We start from the raw sequence: 16,988 nt of genomic DNA on the forward strand, positions 1-16,988 counted from the left end.
GCTTCGCGGTCTCAGGGCGCGGGTGCCGACCCGCTCTTGCCCACGCGCAGCCGGTAGACCTTGCCCACGCCCACCGTCGCCACGTACAGCATGTTCGCCTCGGCGCCGCGTCCGAAGCCCACGTTCACCGGGCTCTCGCGATTCGGCAGCACCAGCCGCGCCACGAGCTGGCCCGCGGGCGTGAGCACGTAGAGGCCCGGCCCGCCGGGCGAGGACGGCAGCGCGAGGTAGACGTTGCCCTCGGTGTCGGTGGCCATGCCGTCGACGCAGCCGGCCTTCTCGAGATCGAGCAGCACGCGCGGCGCACCGGGCTGGCCCGCGGCATCGAGCGTATAGGCCAGCAGGCCGCCCGAGCCGGTGCGGTCGAGCGGGGCCGGGCCCTGCTCGCCGAGCGCGTTGGTACCGGGGTCGCACAGGCCCGCGTAGAGCGTGCGCCCGTCGGGCGAGAGCTCGACGCCGTTGACCTTGGCGTTGTCGCCGAGGATGCGGGCGATGGGCCACAGGCCCTTGGCGCCACTGCCCGCGGCCGGCGGATCGAGCCGGTAGACGGCATGGATGCGCTGCTCGATGGTCTCGGGGCCGAACAGCCGCAGGTCGGAGAAATAGATGCGGCCCGCGCTGTCGATGGCCACGTCGTTGGGCGCATTGAGCTGCCGGTTGTCGTGGAAGTAGGCGACCACGCGGTAGTCGCCGCTGCGCAGGTCGGTCACCGACACGCGGCGACCGCCGAAGTCGGCGCCCTCGGCCACCACCAGGCGGTCCTGCGCATCGATGGCCAGGCCCGCCGCCATGTTGCTGGGCTCACGGAACACGCGCGGCCGCCCGCCCGGTGGAATCACCCAGATGCGGCCGCCCTGCACGCCCCTGGCGTCGCTGCAGCCGACCGAGCGTGTGATCTCGGTGAAATAGACGCTGCCGTCCGATGCGGTGGCGATGCCCTCCATCACGCCGCAGCCGCCCGCATGCACGGTCTCGAACGCGGTCGATGGAAAGAACTCCTGCTGGCGCGCGAGCGCCGCGTCCTGCAGGCCGCTCAGGCGCACGGGTGGCTGGGACTGGGCGTGCGCCACGGTGGATTGCAACAGCGCCAGCGCGATGCACAGGGGCGCCAGCAGGCGCGAACGCAAGGTCTTGTCTCTCATGGTCGGCTTCTCCTTCGTGAATCCGGGTGCGCCATTCAGGCGTGGCGCCGCAGGAACGGCAGCACGTGTGCCAGCACCTCGTCGGGCGCCTCCTCGGCCATCAGGTGGCCGCAGTCGACGGTACCGCCCTCCACGGTATGGGCCCAGGTCTTCCAGACGTCGGCCGGGTCGGGCCGCGCGGTGTTCGACGCGCTCCACAGCACCTGCACCGGGCAGGCCAGGCGACGGCCGGCCGCGAGGTCCTCGCGGTCGTGTTGCAGGTCGATCGACGCGGCGGCGCGGTAGTCCTCGAGCATCGCGTGGCGCACCGATTCCTTCGCGAAGGCGCGGTGGTACTCGGCCAGCGCCTCGGGCGTGACGGCGTCGACCTTCTGCACCATGTTGCGCAGGGTCCAGTCGAGGTAGTGGGCGGGATCGGCGCGCAGCATGCGCTCGGGCAGGTCGAAGGGCTGCGCGAACAGGTACCAGTGGAAGGCCTTGAGCCCGAAGGCCATGCCGGCGCGCTTCCACATCTCCTCGGTGGGAATCACGGTGAGCGAGACGAAGCAGCGCACGGCTTCGGGCGTGTCGAGCGCGAGCCGGTAGCCCACGCGCGCGCCGCGGTCGTGGGCCATGACGGCGAAGCGCTCGAAGCCCAGCGCGCGCATCAGCGCAAGGTTGTCGGCGGCCAGCGTGCGCTTGCAGTGGTTGAGGTGCAGCGGATCGCCGGCGGGCCCGGTGCTGTCGCCATAGCCGCGCAGGTCGGGCGCGACCACGGTGAAATGCCGCGCGAGCACGGGCGCGACGCGGTGCCAGGCCACATGCGTCTGCGGGTAGCCATGCAAGAGCAGTAGCGGTGGTCCGCTGCCGCCGACTTCGACGTGGATTTGCGCATCGCCGAGTTCGATGGAGCGCGCCTCGAAACCGGGGAAGAAAGGCGCGCTCATCGCAGCACCTCGGCGAAGAAGTCGGCCATGGCCTCGAGCTGCTCGTCCATCATGTGGCGGCCATGCACGATGCGCGCACCCATGGATTCGGCGAGCGCGAGCAGCGCGGTGGTGGGCGGCTCCATGATCACGTCGGCCACCGTCTGGCCCGCGCGGATCGCCGAGGGCGCGATCGGCAAGGGGTCGTCCGCGCGCATGCCGGCGGGCGTGGCGTTGACGAGCAGGTCGCGCGGGCTCTCGCCATCCCATGCGCCGGCGTTGCAGCCCGATGCACGCAACCGCGCGACGAGATCGGCGCGCTTCACATCGTCGGCATCGCGGATGTCGATGGATGCCGCACCCGCGGCGGCGAGCGCGAAGGCGATCGCATTGCCCGCGCCACCGGCGCCCGCGAGACCGACGCTGCGGCCCCGCACCTCGAAGCCGTTGCGCACCAGCCCCGCGAGAAAACCGGCGCCATCGAGCAGCTCGCCCTGCCAGCCCTGGCCATGGCGGCGCAGCACGTTCACGGCGCGGGCTTCGCGCGCCGCGCGCATCAGTTCGATCGGTAATGACGCCACCTGCTGCTTGTGCGGCACGGTGACGACGATGCCCGCGAGGTTGCGTACGGCATGCAGGCTGTGAAGCAGCGGCGCCACGTCGTCGGTGCGCACATGCAGCGGCACCAGCACGGCGTTGAGGCCGCGCCGCTGCAGGCGTTGCGTCAGCGGCAGCGGCGCCTTCACCTGCGCGATCGGGTCGCCGATGATGCCGAGCACGGCGGTGCTGCCGTCGAGCTTGAGGCCGTTCCAGTCGAGGGGGGTGTCAGGCATGGGCGAAGCCGTTTCGTTGCAGGAATGACGTGGTGGCGCGATGGGCGGCCGCGGCGCGCGCATGCGGATCCATCGTGGCCATGCGGATGGCGCTGGGCGCTTCGACCGACAGCAACGCGTCGCCGGCCAGGGAGGCGAGCAGCGCGGCCAGCGGCAGCGCGCCCTCGCCCGGAAACAGCCGGTGGGCGCGGCCTTCCTCGGCGGGCGAGAGGCCCGGGTGGCGCTGCGCGGGCGCGTCGTTGATCTGCATGAAGCCGCGGTCGATGCGCTCGCCCTGCATCTGCGCAGGCTCGCAGCCGGCGCGGCAGAAATGCAAGGCGTCGACCACGATGCGCGCATCGGACCCCGGCACCGCGGCCACCAGCCGCTGCGCATCGGCCAGGCTGCGCGCGGCGGTGTAGACCATGAACTCGACGCCGAGCGACAGCCCGTGCGGCCGCGCCCGTTCGGCCAGCGCGGCGATGCCGTCGGCGGCGCGCGCGAGGTCGGCATCGTCGACATTGACCATGAGGCAGCGCGCGCCCAATGCCTGCGCCGACTCGAGGACGCCGGCCAGTACCGTGGCATCGAAGTCCGGCTTGATGCGCGCGATCTCGATGTCGTGCACCGCCATGCCCAGGTCGCTCAGTCGCGCCAGCGTCTCGCGCAGCATCGCGCCGCCCACGGCCATCGGAAACGGTGCCTCGCCGAGGCGCGCGGGCAGCAAACGGATGCCGACGCCCGAGAAGCCCGCCGCATGCGCGGCCTCGACCAGCCGCGGCGGCGCCGCATCGAGCATGCCGAGATGGGCCAGTGCGAGCCGGAAGCTCATGCGGTCGCCTGCGCTTCCGATGCCACCGGCGCGGTCTGGCGCAGCGGCACGCCCTGTGCGATCAGCAACGACTGCAGCCGGCCCACGTCGACCTCGCGCGGCAGCACGCCCGCGTCGGCGGCGAGTGCGGCCGCGGTGCCTGCCGCCTGGCCCGTGAGCCAGCATTGCGGGATCTCGCGCATGAAGCCGTGCGAGTTGGTGTCGCACGAGATGTGCTTGCCCGCGGCGAGCACGCCGTCGAGCCGCTCGGGCACCAGCGCGCCATAGGGCACCGAGATGTTCGGAAACTTCGGCGAAGGACTGGGGCTGATGCCGATCTCGTCGGCCTCGACCGCGCCCGCGTCCCAGTCCGCGCGCCGCACGCTCTTGACGCCCGCGAGCCGCCGGCCATGCCGGGTGCCGATCTGCGGCGCCATCAGCATAGTCCAGGCCTGCTCGAAACCCGGCGCGTGCGCGCGGTAGAAGGCCAGGTGCTCGGCCATGCTGCGGCGCGACTCCCATTCGACCTGCGTCATCTCGTCGACGTCGAGCGCGCTGAAGCCCGACTTGCGCGGACCGAGGAAGGTGGCGACGTCGTCGCGCCAGGAGACGATGGGCTTCTCGAAGCTGCCCAGCGTCTCGCGCCCTCGAGCCAGCAGCGCCGAATAGGCCTGCGGCTGGTGCGCGCGGAAGTCGAGCCAGCGCCGCATGTCGACGCCCGCGAACAGCCACGAGGTGTTGATGCAGTGATGGATGTCGTGCGCGTCGATGTCGGACGAGAAGGCCGCGCCCGCGGCGGCATAGAGATCGCCCTCGCCCGTGGTGTCGACCACCACGCGCGCGAGGATGGCGCGCCGGCCCTGCTTGCTCTCGAACACGGCGCCGGTCACGCGCCCGGCCTCGGCGATCGGCGCGACCATCCAGCCATGCAGGATCAGGTCGACGCCGGCCTCGCGCACCATCTGGTGGTAGACGCCCTTGAGCATCTCGGGGTCGATGGTCGGCGAATGGGTCACCACGCCATGGAAGGCCGCGGTGCGCAGCGACCAGTGCTCGGCCTTGGCGACGTCGCGCGAACCCCAGTCCTCGCGCGGCGGGCCCGCGACCGCGTCGCGGCCCAGGCGGTCCATGAACTCGGCCGCCAGGCCCTGGATCACGTGCCGGCCCGACCAGTCGCTCATGCGGTCGATCCAGATCACGAGGCCGCCGGTCGACAGGCCGCCCAGGTGGTTGTAGCGCTCGAGCAGCACCGTGCGCGCACCGCTGCGCGCCGCGGCCACGGCCGCCGCCACGCCCGACGGACCGCCGCCGAGCACCAGCACGTCGCAGCGCTCGTGCACCGGCACCTGGCGCGCCGGCTCGGTGATGTGGCCATGCGACTGGCGCGTGCGGCGCTCGCCCTGGCGTGCGTGCACGTCGGAGCGGAAAAAATGGCGTTCTTCGGGGGTCAGGGTTCCCATCGCGAGGCTTTCATTCAGGAGGAAGAAGCGGCCGAGGCCGCGAGATCGGTCAGCAGTTCGGTCAGCGCGGCGGGCGCGGTGACCATGGCGTCGTGCCCGGTGGCCAGCGTGCGCAGCCGCCAGCCCGCATCGGCGCGCACGCGCGCCTTGGTGGGTTCGAGCGTGGCGATCGGGTCGCCCGTGCACTCGATGTAGGTCTTGGGCAGGCCGTTGCCCAGCGGAGCGTTCAGCAGCAGCGGCTGCAGGTAGGTGCCCACGGGCTGCGGCGTGAGGTGGCGCGTGACCCAGGCGGCATCGGCCGGGTCCTTCACGCCGAAGGCCGAGGGCGGCAGCGCGGCGGCCGCGCCCACGCCGCCGCCCGTCTCGCGGATGGCCTTCAGGCGTTGCTCGACCACGGCCGGCGGGAAGTCCGAGAACAGGCTCTTGCCGGGCTCGAGCAGCAAGGCATCGAGGTAGACGAGCTGGCGCAGCCGCTGCGGCACGCGGTCGGCCACGCCCGAGATCACGATGCCCGCGTAGCTGTGGCCCACCAGCACCACGCGCTCGAGTTCCTCGAACTGCAGCAGGTTGACGACGTCTTCCACATGCGTGTCGAGGTTGACCTGCGGCGAGATCAGGTGGCGTCGCTCGCCGAGGCCGGTGAGCGTGGGCGTGAACACCGCGTGGCCGCGTTCGCGCAGCCGCGCCGCCACGCGCGCCCAGCACCAGCCGCCATGCCAGGCGCCGTGCACGAGCACGAAGGTCGAGGGTTGTGCAGTGCGCGTCGGCTGCGCGATGGCGACGGATGCAAGGCTGGCACCGGCGATGCCGGCCGCGCCCGAGAGGAGGTGTCGGCGTTTCATGCGCGGCCCCTCATTCGCCGCGCACGCCGGTGCGCTGGATCACGCCGCCCCACATCGCCGTGTCCTGGGCGATGGTGCGCGTGAGCGCCTCGGGCGCGGTGCCCAGCGCCTGCCAGCCCTGGTCGAACAGCCGCTGCCGCACCTCGGGCGCCTTGAGGATGCGCGCGATCTCTTCCGACAGCCGCTGCGCCACCGGCGCCGGCAGGCTCGCGGGGCCGAAGATCGCGTTCCACGAGGCCACGTCGAAGGACTGGCCGGCCGCCAGCGCCGACTGCAGCGGCGGCAGGTCCGCGACGGCCGGGAACGGCGCCGCGGTGCTGACGCCATAGAGCCGCAGCCGCCCGTTGCGCGCCTGCGGCACGGCGATCGACGGGATCATGAACGACAGGTCGATCTGCTGGCCCATCAGCGCGGTCGCCACCTGCGGAAAGCCCGGAAACGGCACGTGCACCGCCTGGATGCCGCTCAGCGTCTTGAGCAGTTCCATCGCGAGGTGCGAGCCCGAGCCCGGCCCGACCGAGCCGTAGCTGAGCCGGTCGCCGCGCGAGCGCGCATGCGCCAGCAGGCCGCGCAGATCGGTGGCGGGCATGTCGGTGCTGCCGGCCAGCACGAAGGGGCTGCTGCCCACCAGCGAGATCGGCCGCAGGTCGCGCGCCACGTCGTAGGGCACGGCGGGGTTCAGCAGCTTCGCGGTGGTCAACGGGCCGTTGCCGGTCAGGCCGATGGTGTGGCCGTCGGTGGCCCGGGCCACCGCGGTCACGCCGATGGTGCCGGCGGCGCCGACCTTGTTCTCGACGATCACCGCCTGGCCCAGCGCCTGCGCCAGCGGATCGGCGACGGTGCGCGCCAGCGCGTCGGGCGAGGAGCCCGGCGGAAAGCCGACGACCAGCCGCACGGGCTTCTGCGGCCAGGGCGCCGCGGCCCGCGCCGGCCGCACCCAGGCGGGCACGACCGAGGCCGCGAGCGCGCCCTGCAGCAGGCGCCGCCGCGGCGGCGAGAAGAACGAGGGGTGATGCATGGATGCGGTCTCCTGTTCGGGCTCATGGGTCCCGTGAGGCTTCATTCTTGACCTGCGATCCAGCTCGGAACGTGATGTTTGATGATCGCTTCCATCACGTTCCGTGATTGAATCGGGGACCATGCCCCGCCCGAACACCCCCGCCCCGCGCAGCCACACAGCCGACATCGACCTGCTGCGCGTGTTCGACACGCTGGTGCGCATCGGCAGCTTCACCACCGCGGCCAAGGCGCTGTCGCGCACGCAGTCGGCGGTCAGCATGCAGATGCGCCGGCTCGAGGAGCAGCTCGGCGTGCAGCTGGTGGAGCGCGGCAGCCGCAAGCTGGTGCCCACGGCCGAGGGGCTGCAGCTGTTGCCGCTGGCGCGCCAGATGCTGCGGCTCAACGACCAGCTGTTTCGCGACGTCGATGCGCAAGAGGTCTCGGGCAGCGTGCGCCTGGGCTCGATCGAGCACTACGCCACGCGCGTGCTGCCGGCGCTGATCGCCGAGTTCTGCCGGCTGCACCCGCGCATCCACGTCGAGCTGCAGCACGGTGTGTCGTCGCTGATGCATGCGGAGCTGGGCGCGCGCTACGACCTGGTCATCGGCATCGGCCCGGTCGGTTCGGGCGAGGGGCTGCCGCTGTCGAAGTCGCGCATCGTCTGGGCCGCCGCGCCGGGCTCGTCGACGCATCTGCAGCGGCCGCTGCCGCTGGCGCTCAATCCCGAGGGCGCGATGCTGCGCGACTGGGCCACCCATGCGCTCGACCGTGCCGGCATCGCCTGGCGCATCGCCTACACCAGCACCACCGTCACCGGGCTCGAAGCGGCGGTGCGTGCCGGCATCGCGGTGGGCGTGTTCCGCGAGGCCACGATCTCCAAGCGGCTGCGCATCCTCGGGGCCAAGGAAGGCCTGCCCGCCTTGCCCGAGTCCGAGGCCTGGCTGGCCACCGCGCCGCTGCCGGGGCGCAAGGCGACCGAACTGCTCGAGGCCTTCCTGATCCATCGGCTGCGCAAGTCGCGGCGTTGAACGAGGCCCGGGCGGACAGCCCCGGTCCTTCCGCCCTGTCAGCGGCTGCCCCTCGGCACGGGCTGAACCCCGCTGACTTCCCGCTGGCACCGCGCCCCTCTATATTTGCCGGCATTTCCGCCCGGCGAGGCGACGGCGACGGCGACGGCGAGGCTGCGGCTCGCCCACGAAAGGCACAGGCAATGATGGACGGTTCCGGCAACACGCAGCGAACGGACGACGAAGGAGAACGCACGCACCTGGCCTTCCTGGAAGGCGGCGGCGAACTGGGCCGCCTGGTGCGCGACTTCCCCTGGGAGCGCACCTCGCTCGGCCCGATCGCCACCTGGCCGCAGAGCCTGCGGACCGCGACCAGCCTGCTGCTGCGCTCGCCCGTGCCGATCGTGATGCTGTGGGGCGAGCTTGGCTTCATGATCTACAACGACGCCTACTCGGTGTTCGCGGGCGGACGCCATCCGCAGTTGCTGGGCTCCGAGGTGCGCCAGGGCTGGCCCGAGGTGGCCGACTTCAACGACCACGTGATGAAGGTCGGCCTGGCCGGCGGCACCCTGGCCTTCAAGGACCAGGAGCTGGTGCTGCACCGCCACGGCAAACCCGAGCCGGTATGGATGAACCTCGACTACTCCCCGGTGCTCGACGAGAGCGGCCGCCCGGCCGGCGTGCTGGCGATCGTCATCGAGACCACCGAGCGCGTGCATGCCGAGGCCGCGCTGCGCGAGAGCGAGGCGCGCGCCAACGGCGTGCTCGAGGGCATGGCCGAGGGCTTCGTGCTGGTCGATGCCGAGTACCGCGTGCTGGCCATCAACGCCGAGGGCATGCGGCTGGAGACGCGCTCGCGCGAGGAGATCCTCGGCCGCACCCTGTGGGAGGCCTGGCCGGGCACGATCGACAGCGCCTTCGGCCGGCTCTACCGCCAGGCGATGAGCGAGCGCCGGCGCGTCGAGATCGAGCACTTCTACACCTGGCCCAGCGGGCGCAGCGCCTGGATCGAGATGCGCGCCTATCCCTCGGCCGACGGACTCGCGATCTTCTACCGCGACATCTCGGAGCGAAAGGCCGTGGAGGAGCGCGAGCGCTTCCTGCTCAAGCTCAGCGACACGGTGCGCGACCTGGCCGACCCGGTGGCCGTGACCCGCGCCGCCGCCGAACTGCTGGGCCGCCATCTCGCAGTGGGGCGCGCGGGCTATGGCGTGGTCGATGCCACGCAGAAGCACGTGATCGTGGCGCGCGACTGGAGTGCCGGCGACCTGCCCAGCCTCGCGGGCGAGTCGCGCGTGCTCGACGGCTTCGGCCCCGAGGTGGTCGCCGAGCTCAAGGCCGGCCGCACGCTCGTCATCGCGGATTTCCGCGCCGATGCGCGCGCGGGCGGCGCGTATGCCGACACCTGGGAGAGCATCGGCACGCGCGCGTTGGTCGTGGTGCCGCTGCTGCGCGCGGGCGCGCTGCGGGCCGTGTTCTACCTGCACGAAGCCGCGCCCAGGCCGTGGACGCCGCACGAGATCGAGCTGGCCGAGCTGACCGCCGAGCGCACCTGGGACGCGGCCGAGCGCGCGCGCGTCGAGGCGCGGCTGCGCGACAGCCGCGACCGGCTCGCGATGGAGACGCAGACGCTGGAGATCATCAACGGCACCGGCGCGCAGATCGCCGCCGAGCTCGACCTGCAGAAGCTGGTGCAGCACGTGGTCGACGCGGGCGTGGAGCTCACGGGCGCGAGCTTCGGCGCCTTCTTCTACAACGTGCTCGACGATGCCGGCGAGCGCTACATGCTCTATTCGCTCTCGGGCGCCGACCGCGCCGCCTTCGAGAACTTCGGCATGCCGCGCGCCACGCCCGTGTTCGCGCCCACCTTCCGCGGCGAGGGCGTGATCCGCTCGGACGACATCCTGCAGGACCCGCGCTACGCGCAGAACCCGCCCAACAAGGGCATGCCCAAGGGGCATCTGCCGGTGCGCAGCTACCTCGCCGTGCCCGTGGTCTCGCGCTCGGGCGAGGTCATCGGCGGGCTGTTCTTCGGCCATGTGCAGACCGGCATGTTCAGCGAGCGCTCGGAACGCGTGATGGTCGGCCTGGCCGCGCAGGCCGCGATCGCGATCGACAACGCGCGGCTGTTCGATGCCGTGCAGCATGCCAACACCCAGCTCGAGGAGCGCGTGAAGGCGCGCACCGCCGAGCTCGAGCTGGCGCACGAGCGGCTGCACCAGTCGCAGAAGATGGAGGCCGTGGGCCAGCTCACCGGCGGCATCGCGCACGACTTCAACAACATGCTGGCCGTGGTCATGGGCTCGCTCGAGCTGCTCAAGCGCCGCATGGGCGACAGCGACCCGCGCGCCCAGCGCTACACCGAATCGGCCATGGACGGCGCGCGCCGCGCCGCCGTGCTGACCCAGCGGCTGCTCGCCTTCTCGCGCCAGCAGCCGCTGCGGCCCGAGGCCATCGACGCCAACAAGCTGGTGGCCGGCATGTCCGACCTGCTGCGCCGCGCGCTCGGCGCCGAGGTGCAGCTCGAGACCGTGCTGGCCGGCGGCCTGTGGCGCGCGCACGCCGACCCGAACCAGCTCGAGAACGTCATCCTCAACCTCGCGGTGAACGCGCGCGACGCCATGCCCGAGGGCGGCCGCCTCACCATCGAGACCCAGAACGCCCACCTCGACGGCCATTACGCCAGCACCCACCTGGGCGTGCCCTCGGGGCAGTACGTGATGATCGCCGTGACCGACACCGGCATGGGCATGAGCGAGGAGGTCATCGCCAAGGCCTTCGATCCTTTCTTCACCACCAAGGGCGTCGGCAAGGGCACCGGCCTCGGCCTGAGCCAGGTCTACGGCTTCGTCAAGCAGACCGGCGGCCACGTGAAGATCTATTCGGAGGTCGGCCACGGCACCACCGTCAAGGTCTACCTGCCGCGCTTCGCCGGCACCGGTGCGGAAGATCCCGATGCCGAGCGCGCCGACGAGGTGCCGCTCGGCGAGATGCAGGAGGTGGTGCTGGTGGTGGAGGACGAGCCGGCCGTGCGCCAGTTCAGCGTCGACGCGCTGACCGAGCTCGGCTACCGCGTGCTGGAGGCCGACGGCGCCGCCGCCGCCCTGCGCCAGCTCGAGGCCCATCCCGAGATCGCGCTGCTGTTCACCGACGTCGTCATGCCCGAGGTCAACGGCGCCAGGCTCGCCGAGGAAGTGCGCCGCCGCTGGCCCGCGGTGAAGATCCTGTTCACCACCGGCTACACGCGCAATGCGGTGGTGCACAACGGGGTGCTCGATGCGGGGGTGGAACTGATCGGGAAGCCCTATACGCTGGAGGCGCTGGCGGTGAAGGTGCGGGAGGTATTGGAAAGTTGAGGCCACGGGCGGCGTTCAGCGCGCCGCCGTGGCCAAGAAGATCGCGCGCGCGGCTCAGCCTTCTGGCGGCGTTCCGGGCACCGACGCAGCCAGCAGGAACTCCGTCACCTCCTCCGAGAACGCCTTGCGCTGCCCATCGATCAGCACGGTATCGGCACTCGCCGGATCGGGCAGCGCGGTCGGCATGCCGTGCGCGACCAGCGCCCCGGCGCAGCCGAGCCAGTCGCCGCCTTCGACGGGCTCGTTGTACGAGGCCCATGACAGCGAGCCGATCGCGTTGTCGCCATAGCCATGCTTCTCGGTCCAACTCGCGCCGTGCTCGAGCAGGAAGCGCGCGAGCGCGGCGTCGCCGCGGAACACGGCCTGGTTGAGGGCCGAGGCATCCCAGTCGCCGCCGCGCGCGGCGATCGGCCAGCCGCAGCGCACCATGGTGCGCACCGCGTCGCCGCAGCCTTCCTGCGCCGCGAGTTCGGACAGCAGGCGAAGCTGCGATGCGGACAGCGTGTCGACGAGGCCGGGGTTCGCGGCCTGCAGCGCGCGGGCCGCCGGCTCGTCGGCACGCGCGCATGCCGCGATGAAGGCTTCCTGCGGCGAGCCTTGCTCAGTGCTGCCCGCGCCTTGGAGCAGGCGCGCGACCTCGACCAGCCCGAAGCGCAGCGCCAGCGTGCGCGCGTCGATGCCTTCGCGCGTGCGCACCGACGCATCGGCCCCCGCGGCCAGCAGGGCTTCGATGTGGGCCGGCGAACGGCGGCGGCGAATCGCCCACAGCAGCGGCGTGCCCCACTCGCTGGTCGGCTCGCTGCCGGCACCCTCGTTGGCATCGCCGCCATGGGCGAGCAGCAGCTTCAGCGCCTCGACATCATCGAGGTCGAGCACGCGGTAGAGCGCGTTGGTGCCGGTCACGCGCGCACCCGCCGCGAGCAGCAGCGCGGTGCAGGCACGGTTTTCGAGCGAGTGGTAGAGCGACTCGTTGTCGTCCGGATCGGCGCCGGCATCGAGCAGCAGCCGCGTGGTCTCGGTATCGCGCTGCTGGCCGGCCGCGCCGTACAGCGCGCTCAGCCGCTCGTCCTCGTTCGGTGTGGCCAGCGACGCGGGCGGCCAGCGGTTGCCGATGGACTGGTTGGCCTGCGCACCGGCCTCGAGCAGCAGACGCACGCATGCGCGCATGCGCTCGCGGTACGCCGGCAGTTGCAGGAAGGCCGAGTGCGTGACGGCCACCAGCGGCGGCAGCTTCAGCGGCCCGCCCGCGCGATGCACCCACGCGGGATCGCGCGCGATCGCCGCGCGCAGCGTGGACTCGTCTCCGATGGCGCAGGCAAGCCAGGGATCGTCGCCCAGCAGTTGCGGCGTTTCGGCGAGCAATCGCTCGGCCACCGCGGGCCGCGCGCGATTCGTGCCGCCGGCCACGTCGCCTGCATAGACCAGGCCGAGCCAATGCCGCAACGCCTTCGCGGGATCGGCCACGGCCGCCTGCCGCGCGAGCACGAAGCCCTGCAGGTCGGTCCATGAGACGAAGCCGTACTCGCGCGCGATGCACGACTGCGCGTCGTGCAATCGCAAGCCCATGGCGACGATGGCCGCGTCGCTCTTGGCGGCAGCGGCCGGCAGGTGCGCGCGAAACTGCGCGATGGCCGCCGCGTCGCCCTGGCGGTAGGACGACAGCAGCGTCTTGGCTTGCTTCTTGAGATGGCCCACGTCGGGCCGAGGGGGGATGCGCTTCACAGGAACCTCCGTGCATCGACGCCGACGACCCGCAAATTCGGCTGCACAAAGGACGGCTGGTTGCTCAGCGTGCGAAGGCAAGTGGGTTCAACCCTTCCCGCGGGCCCGGGCGCGGCTTGCAACCGCGGGCCGGATGTTAGCGCATCGCTCGGGCTTCGATGTGCAACCACGGCCAGCGCGCGCGGTACGAGGCCGCCTTGCGCTCGAACAGGTCGCGGTGCGGCGTCAGCGGATTCATCGTGAGCACGCCCTCATACAGCAATTCCAGCCCATGCGGCGCATGGAGCTCGCCGGGCCGCACACCGACGCAGGTGGCGGGCACGAGGAAGCGGTCGATGCCGGCGCGCGCGCCGTGCCGAGTCGGCGACGCCGGGCTCGGTCTTGCGGGCCGATGAGCATGCGATCGTGTCGGCGCGCTCGGCACGTGCCGAATCGCCTGCTGCTGCCTAGCCGCTTCTCAGCGCACGGCAAAGATAGTCCGCCAACTGATGCTTTAGATCTTCGGTGCGCGAGGCATCCGCTTGCCCATCCGACAAGGCGGACATGCGGTTCTTCGGGCCGACATCCGTCATGGCAAGCATCACGGTGCCAGTCAGCAAGGTGTAGCGCCACAGCCAGTCAACCCTGCTGATCCGTTTGTCCGTCAGGCAGAGCGCTTCGATGAACTCCATGGCGAAGGGGTTCAGATACTGCTCGAAAACCCGGTGAGTCATCTCGCTCGGATCCAACCTGTGCTGGAGGATGAATCGTGCCAGCAAGGCGCCGTGGACCCCAGGCTCGAAATAGGGCCTGATGAAGCAGTCGACAAGATCTTCCAGCCGCAGCGCGGTCCTGTTCTCACGCGAAGCGTCCATGACCCTCGAGAGGTCGGCAAGCCTGAGCACCGTGACTCGTTGAGCAAGGCGCATGAAGATTTCTTCGGCCAGGGCCTCCTTGGACCGGAAGTAGTAGTTGACCGAAGCGACATTCACGCCCGCCTCCGTCGTGATGTCGCGCGTCGAGGTCTTGTCGACCCCCTGCCGTGCGAAAAGAAGTTCCGCGGTGACAAGGATGCGCTCGCGCACATCGCTCGCACCTTGTCCTGCTGCTGGTGTCGATCGAGACTTCATTCGCGATATTTTAAACCGCTGTTTGAAACATCGGATTTGGGTTTGTACCAGTACCCGCGGCGCGAGGTCTTGTTAAATTAAACGCTTGTTTCATACAACTGATTGGAGTGCCCGAATGCAGATCGATTGGGATATCGAGATCGCCACCAGCGATGGGTCGGTCGTCCGTGCCGACATCTTTCGTCCGGACGGCGAAGGCCCCTTCCCGGTGTTGATGTCATGCGGTCCCTATGCCAAGGGCCTGCACTTCGGCGAAGGCTTTCCGATGCAGTGGAAGGGCCTGACATCCGACTATCCCGAGGTCTTGCGTGGAAGCACAGGCCGCTATGCCAACTGGGAGACTGTCGACCCCGAACGGTGGGTGCCCTTCGGCTATGTCTGCATCCGCGTCGATTCGCGTGGAGCCGGTCGTTCGCCCGGGTTCATCGACTGCTGGTCGCCCCGCGAGATCGATGACTTCAGCGATTGCATCGAATGGGCCGGCACGCAACCCTGGAGCAACGGGAAGGTCGGCTTGGCGGGTGTCTCGTACTACGCCAGCACCCAGTGGCAAGTGGCCGCCAGGCGCCCCCGGCATCTGGCCGCCATCTGCCCGTTCGAGGGCTACACGGACATCTACCGCGACGCGTGCCGGCACGGGGGAATACTGAACACCTTCCTGATGAACTGGTATCCGAATCAGATCGCCAACGTCCAGAACGGCCTGGGCTCGCGCGCACGCGTCAATCCGAACACCGGGGTCTCGATCGCCGGGCCCGACGAACTGAGCGACGAAGCATTGCGCGCCAACCGCAGGGACATCCCGGGCAAATTGCTGTCGGCGGAACTCCTGGACGACAGCTACTACAAGGAACGCACGCCGGACCTGGCGGCGATCGAGGTGCCGGTGCTCTCTTGCGGGAACTGGGGCGGCCACGGTGTCCACCTGCGCGGCAACATCCAGGGCTGGCTGGGTGCGGGATCCAGGCAGAAGTGGATGGAGTTCCACGGCCGTGAGCATTGGACCGAGTTCTACACGGACTACGGCGTCGCCCTCCAGAAGCAGTTCTTCGATCATTTCCTGAAGGGCGAGGACAACGGCTGGGACAAGAAGGCGCCGATCAGCATGCTGGTGCGGCACGTCGATGGCTTCGTCGAAAGGGCGGAGCAGGAGTGGCCACTGGCCCGTACGCTGTGGACACGAAGGTATCTGGACGCCAGCGAATTCCGCCTGACGAGCGAGCCCTCCGGCGTGGATGCGCAAGCGCGATTCGACGGCTTGGACGGCAAGGCAAGTTTCAGCACCGCTCCCTTCGAGCAAGAGACGGAAGTGACGGGTCCGATCGCGGCCACGCTCCATGTATCGACGACGGCAAAGGACGCCGATCTGTTCTTGACGGTCCGCGCCTACGACACGGCCGGCAAGGAGCATCTGATCGTCGCGGCTTCCGAGTTCAACGCGCCGATGGCGCAAGGCTGGTTGCGTGCCTCCCACCGCAAGCTCGATCCCGTGAAGTCGCGACCGTGGCAGCCCGTGCTCGTCCACGACGAACTCCAGTTTCTCGAACCCGGGGTGATCTATGAACTGCAGGTCGAAATCTGGCCGATGTCCTTCGTGTTCCCCAAGGGCTGGCGATTGGTCCTGACGGTTGGCAGCACCGACTTCCAGCATGACCTCCCGGGACCCTGGCCCGAAATCTACGGCAAGCCATTGCGAGGCTCTTCCGTTCTGCTGCACGACCACCCCGAAGACCGGACGCCGGAGCGCTTCGGAGGAGAGATCACGATCCACACCGGTGGCGCGCATCCATCGTTCCTGCTGCTACCTGTCGTGCCGGCCAAGCCGTAAAGGAATCCCCATGGCCATCCAACGCCGCGCGATCATCGCCCGCGCAGCCGCCGCATGCGCGGTTGCAACCCTTCGACCCTGGCAGGCTGCGTCTGCGCAGCAGGCGTGGCCATCGCGCACCATCCGGTTCGTCAACATGGGGCCGCCCGGCACCGCGCCCGATACCTACAACCGGATCTACGCGGAGAGGCTGTCCAGGGCATTGAACGTCCCGGTGATCATCGAGAACCGGCCGGGCGTGGCGGGAAACATCGCATCGGATTACGTGGCCAAGGCTCCCGCGGACGGCTACACGCTGCTGTACACCGTGTCGAGCTCTTTCACGGTCAATCCCTGGCTCTACTCCAAGCTGAAGTTCGACCCCGAGAAAGAGCTGCGACCCGTTTCGCCGCTGCTGTCGCAGGGCGCCTTCCTGGTCGCCAACAACGACATGCCCTTCAAGACGGTGAAGGAGCTTGTCGACTACGCCACCGCGCACCCCGACAAGCTGGCCTACGGCACCAACGGCGTCGGAAGCTTCCTCCACCTGATCATGGAGCTGTTCAACCAGAGCGCCAAGGTGCAGATGCTGCACGTGCCGTACAAAGGCCCTCCACTGATAGACGTCGTGTCGGGACAGATTCCGCTGTGCGTCGAGCCCGCTGCTTCGGCCATTCCCATGATCAACGCGGGGAAGGTGCGCGCGATTGCCTACAGCGGCAGTCATCGCCACGCTCAGCTTCCCCATGTGCCGACGATCTCCGAAACATACCCGGCCGTTGCCGTTGTCGGCTGGCATGGCATTTGGGCGCCGACAGGGGTGCCGAGCGATGTGGTCCAGAAACTCAATGCGGCGCTCACGCGCATCACCCAGACACCCGATGTGCAGAAGCAGATCGCCGAGACGGGCAGCGAGCCCATGAGTGCAAGCATCGATGCCATGTCGACCCTGCTGAGCCAGGAGAAGCGGACCTGGGGCGACTTGGTCAAGGCCCGAAAAATCACCATCGATTGAC

General features: G+C 70.0%; 14 protein-coding genes. 4 read left to right on the plus strand and 10 right to left on the minus strand.

The window, feature by feature from the left end:
• Positions 1-11: 11 nt before the first annotated feature.
• Genes ACHMXE_RS04090 through ACHMXE_RS04120 form a run of 7 tightly spaced genes read right to left on the minus strand, consistent with a single transcriptional unit; the run spans position 12 to position 6,990 of the window.
• On the minus strand, positions 12-1,142 hold the full coding sequence (locus tag ACHMXE_RS04090) for an SMP-30/gluconolactonase/LRE family protein (RefSeq protein WP_395346965.1): 1,131 nt from the start codon (positions 1,140-1,142) through the stop codon (positions 12-14).
• Positions 1,143-1,177: 35 nt separating this feature from the next.
• Positions 1,178-2,068 carry an alpha/beta fold hydrolase gene (locus tag ACHMXE_RS04095; protein WP_395346966.1) on the minus strand — a complete coding sequence of 297 codons (891 nt, stop codon included), beginning with the start codon at positions 2,066-2,068 and terminating at the stop codon, positions 1,178-1,180.
• Complete coding sequence (locus tag ACHMXE_RS04100; RefSeq protein ID WP_395346968.1) at positions 2,065-2,880, minus strand: shikimate dehydrogenase family protein; 816 nt, start codon at positions 2,878-2,880, stop codon at positions 2,065-2,067. The genes ACHMXE_RS04095 and ACHMXE_RS04100 overlap by 4 nt, the downstream gene beginning before the upstream one ends.
• The gene (locus ACHMXE_RS04105) at positions 2,873-3,691 is read right to left on the minus strand and encodes a sugar phosphate isomerase/epimerase family protein (RefSeq protein WP_395346969.1); all 819 of its coding nucleotides are present in this window, start codon (positions 3,689-3,691) and stop codon (positions 2,873-2,875) included. The genes ACHMXE_RS04100 and ACHMXE_RS04105 overlap by 8 nt, the downstream gene beginning before the upstream one ends.
• On the minus strand, positions 3,688-5,130 hold the full coding sequence (locus ACHMXE_RS04110; RefSeq protein ID WP_395346970.1) for an FAD-dependent oxidoreductase: 1,443 nt from the start codon (positions 5,128-5,130) through the stop codon (positions 3,688-3,690). Before ACHMXE_RS04110 ends, ACHMXE_RS04105 begins: the two co-directional genes overlap by 4 nt.
• A gap of 14 nt (positions 5,131-5,144) precedes the next feature.
• Positions 5,145-5,972, minus strand: a complete 828-nt coding sequence (locus ACHMXE_RS04115; protein ID WP_395346971.1) for an alpha/beta fold hydrolase — start codon at positions 5,970-5,972, stop codon at positions 5,145-5,147.
• Positions 5,973-5,982: 10 nt separating this feature from the next.
• Positions 5,983-6,990 carry a Bug family tripartite tricarboxylate transporter substrate binding protein gene (locus tag ACHMXE_RS04120; protein WP_395346972.1) on the minus strand — a complete coding sequence of 336 codons (1,008 nt, stop codon included), beginning with the start codon at positions 6,988-6,990 and terminating at the stop codon, positions 5,983-5,985.
• A 121-nt stretch (positions 6,991-7,111) separates the two neighbouring features.
• On the opposite strand from ACHMXE_RS04120, the gene ACHMXE_RS04125 reads away from it, so the two are divergent.
• Both ACHMXE_RS04125 and ACHMXE_RS04130 read left to right on the plus strand, forming a co-directional pair.
• Positions 7,112-7,999, plus strand: a complete 888-nt coding sequence (locus ACHMXE_RS04125; protein ID WP_395346973.1) for a LysR substrate-binding domain-containing protein — start codon at positions 7,112-7,114, stop codon at positions 7,997-7,999.
• Between the two features lie 182 nt (positions 8,000-8,181).
• A complete protein-coding gene (locus ACHMXE_RS04130) occupies positions 8,182-11,334 on the plus strand; it encodes a PAS domain-containing protein (protein WP_395346974.1) in 3,153 nt (1,050 codons plus the stop codon).
• A gap of 54 nt (positions 11,335-11,388) precedes the next feature.
• On the opposite strand, the gene ACHMXE_RS04135 is transcribed toward ACHMXE_RS04130, so the two are convergent.
• The 3 genes from ACHMXE_RS04135 to ACHMXE_RS04145 all read right to left on the minus strand — a co-directional run bounded on the left by ACHMXE_RS04135 (position 11,389) and on the right by ACHMXE_RS04145 (position 14,120).
• Complete coding sequence (locus tag ACHMXE_RS04135; protein WP_395346975.1) at positions 11,389-13,056, minus strand: ankyrin repeat domain-containing protein; 1,668 nt, start codon at positions 13,054-13,056, stop codon at positions 11,389-11,391.
• A 136-nt stretch (positions 13,057-13,192) separates the two neighbouring features.
• Positions 13,193-13,378 carry a nucleotidyltransferase family protein gene (locus ACHMXE_RS04140; protein ID WP_395346976.1) on the minus strand — a complete coding sequence of 62 codons (186 nt, stop codon included), beginning with the start codon at positions 13,376-13,378 and terminating at the stop codon, positions 13,193-13,195.
• Positions 13,379-13,502: 124 nt separating this feature from the next.
• The gene (locus tag ACHMXE_RS04145) at positions 13,503-14,120 is read right to left on the minus strand and encodes a TetR/AcrR family transcriptional regulator (RefSeq protein ID WP_395346978.1); all 618 of its coding nucleotides are present in this window, start codon (positions 14,118-14,120) and stop codon (positions 13,503-13,505) included.
• 160 nt (positions 14,121-14,280) lie between these two features.
• On the opposite strand from ACHMXE_RS04145, the gene ACHMXE_RS04150 reads away from it, so the two are divergent.
• The gene (locus ACHMXE_RS04150; RefSeq protein ID WP_395346979.1) at positions 14,281-15,993 is read left to right on the plus strand and encodes a CocE/NonD family hydrolase; all 1,713 of its coding nucleotides are present in this window, start codon (positions 14,281-14,283) and stop codon (positions 15,991-15,993) included.
• Between the two features lie 10 nt (positions 15,994-16,003).
• Entirely contained in the window at positions 16,004-16,987 is a 984-nt protein-coding gene (locus tag ACHMXE_RS04155) for a Bug family tripartite tricarboxylate transporter substrate binding protein (RefSeq protein WP_395346980.1), read from the plus strand.
• Position 16,988: the final 1 nt, after the last annotated feature.

Origin of the sequence: Variovorax sp. UC122_21, from assembly GCF_044056785.1 — a bacterium.
Lineage (GTDB): Bacteria > Pseudomonadota > Gammaproteobacteria > Burkholderiales > Burkholderiaceae_C > Variovorax.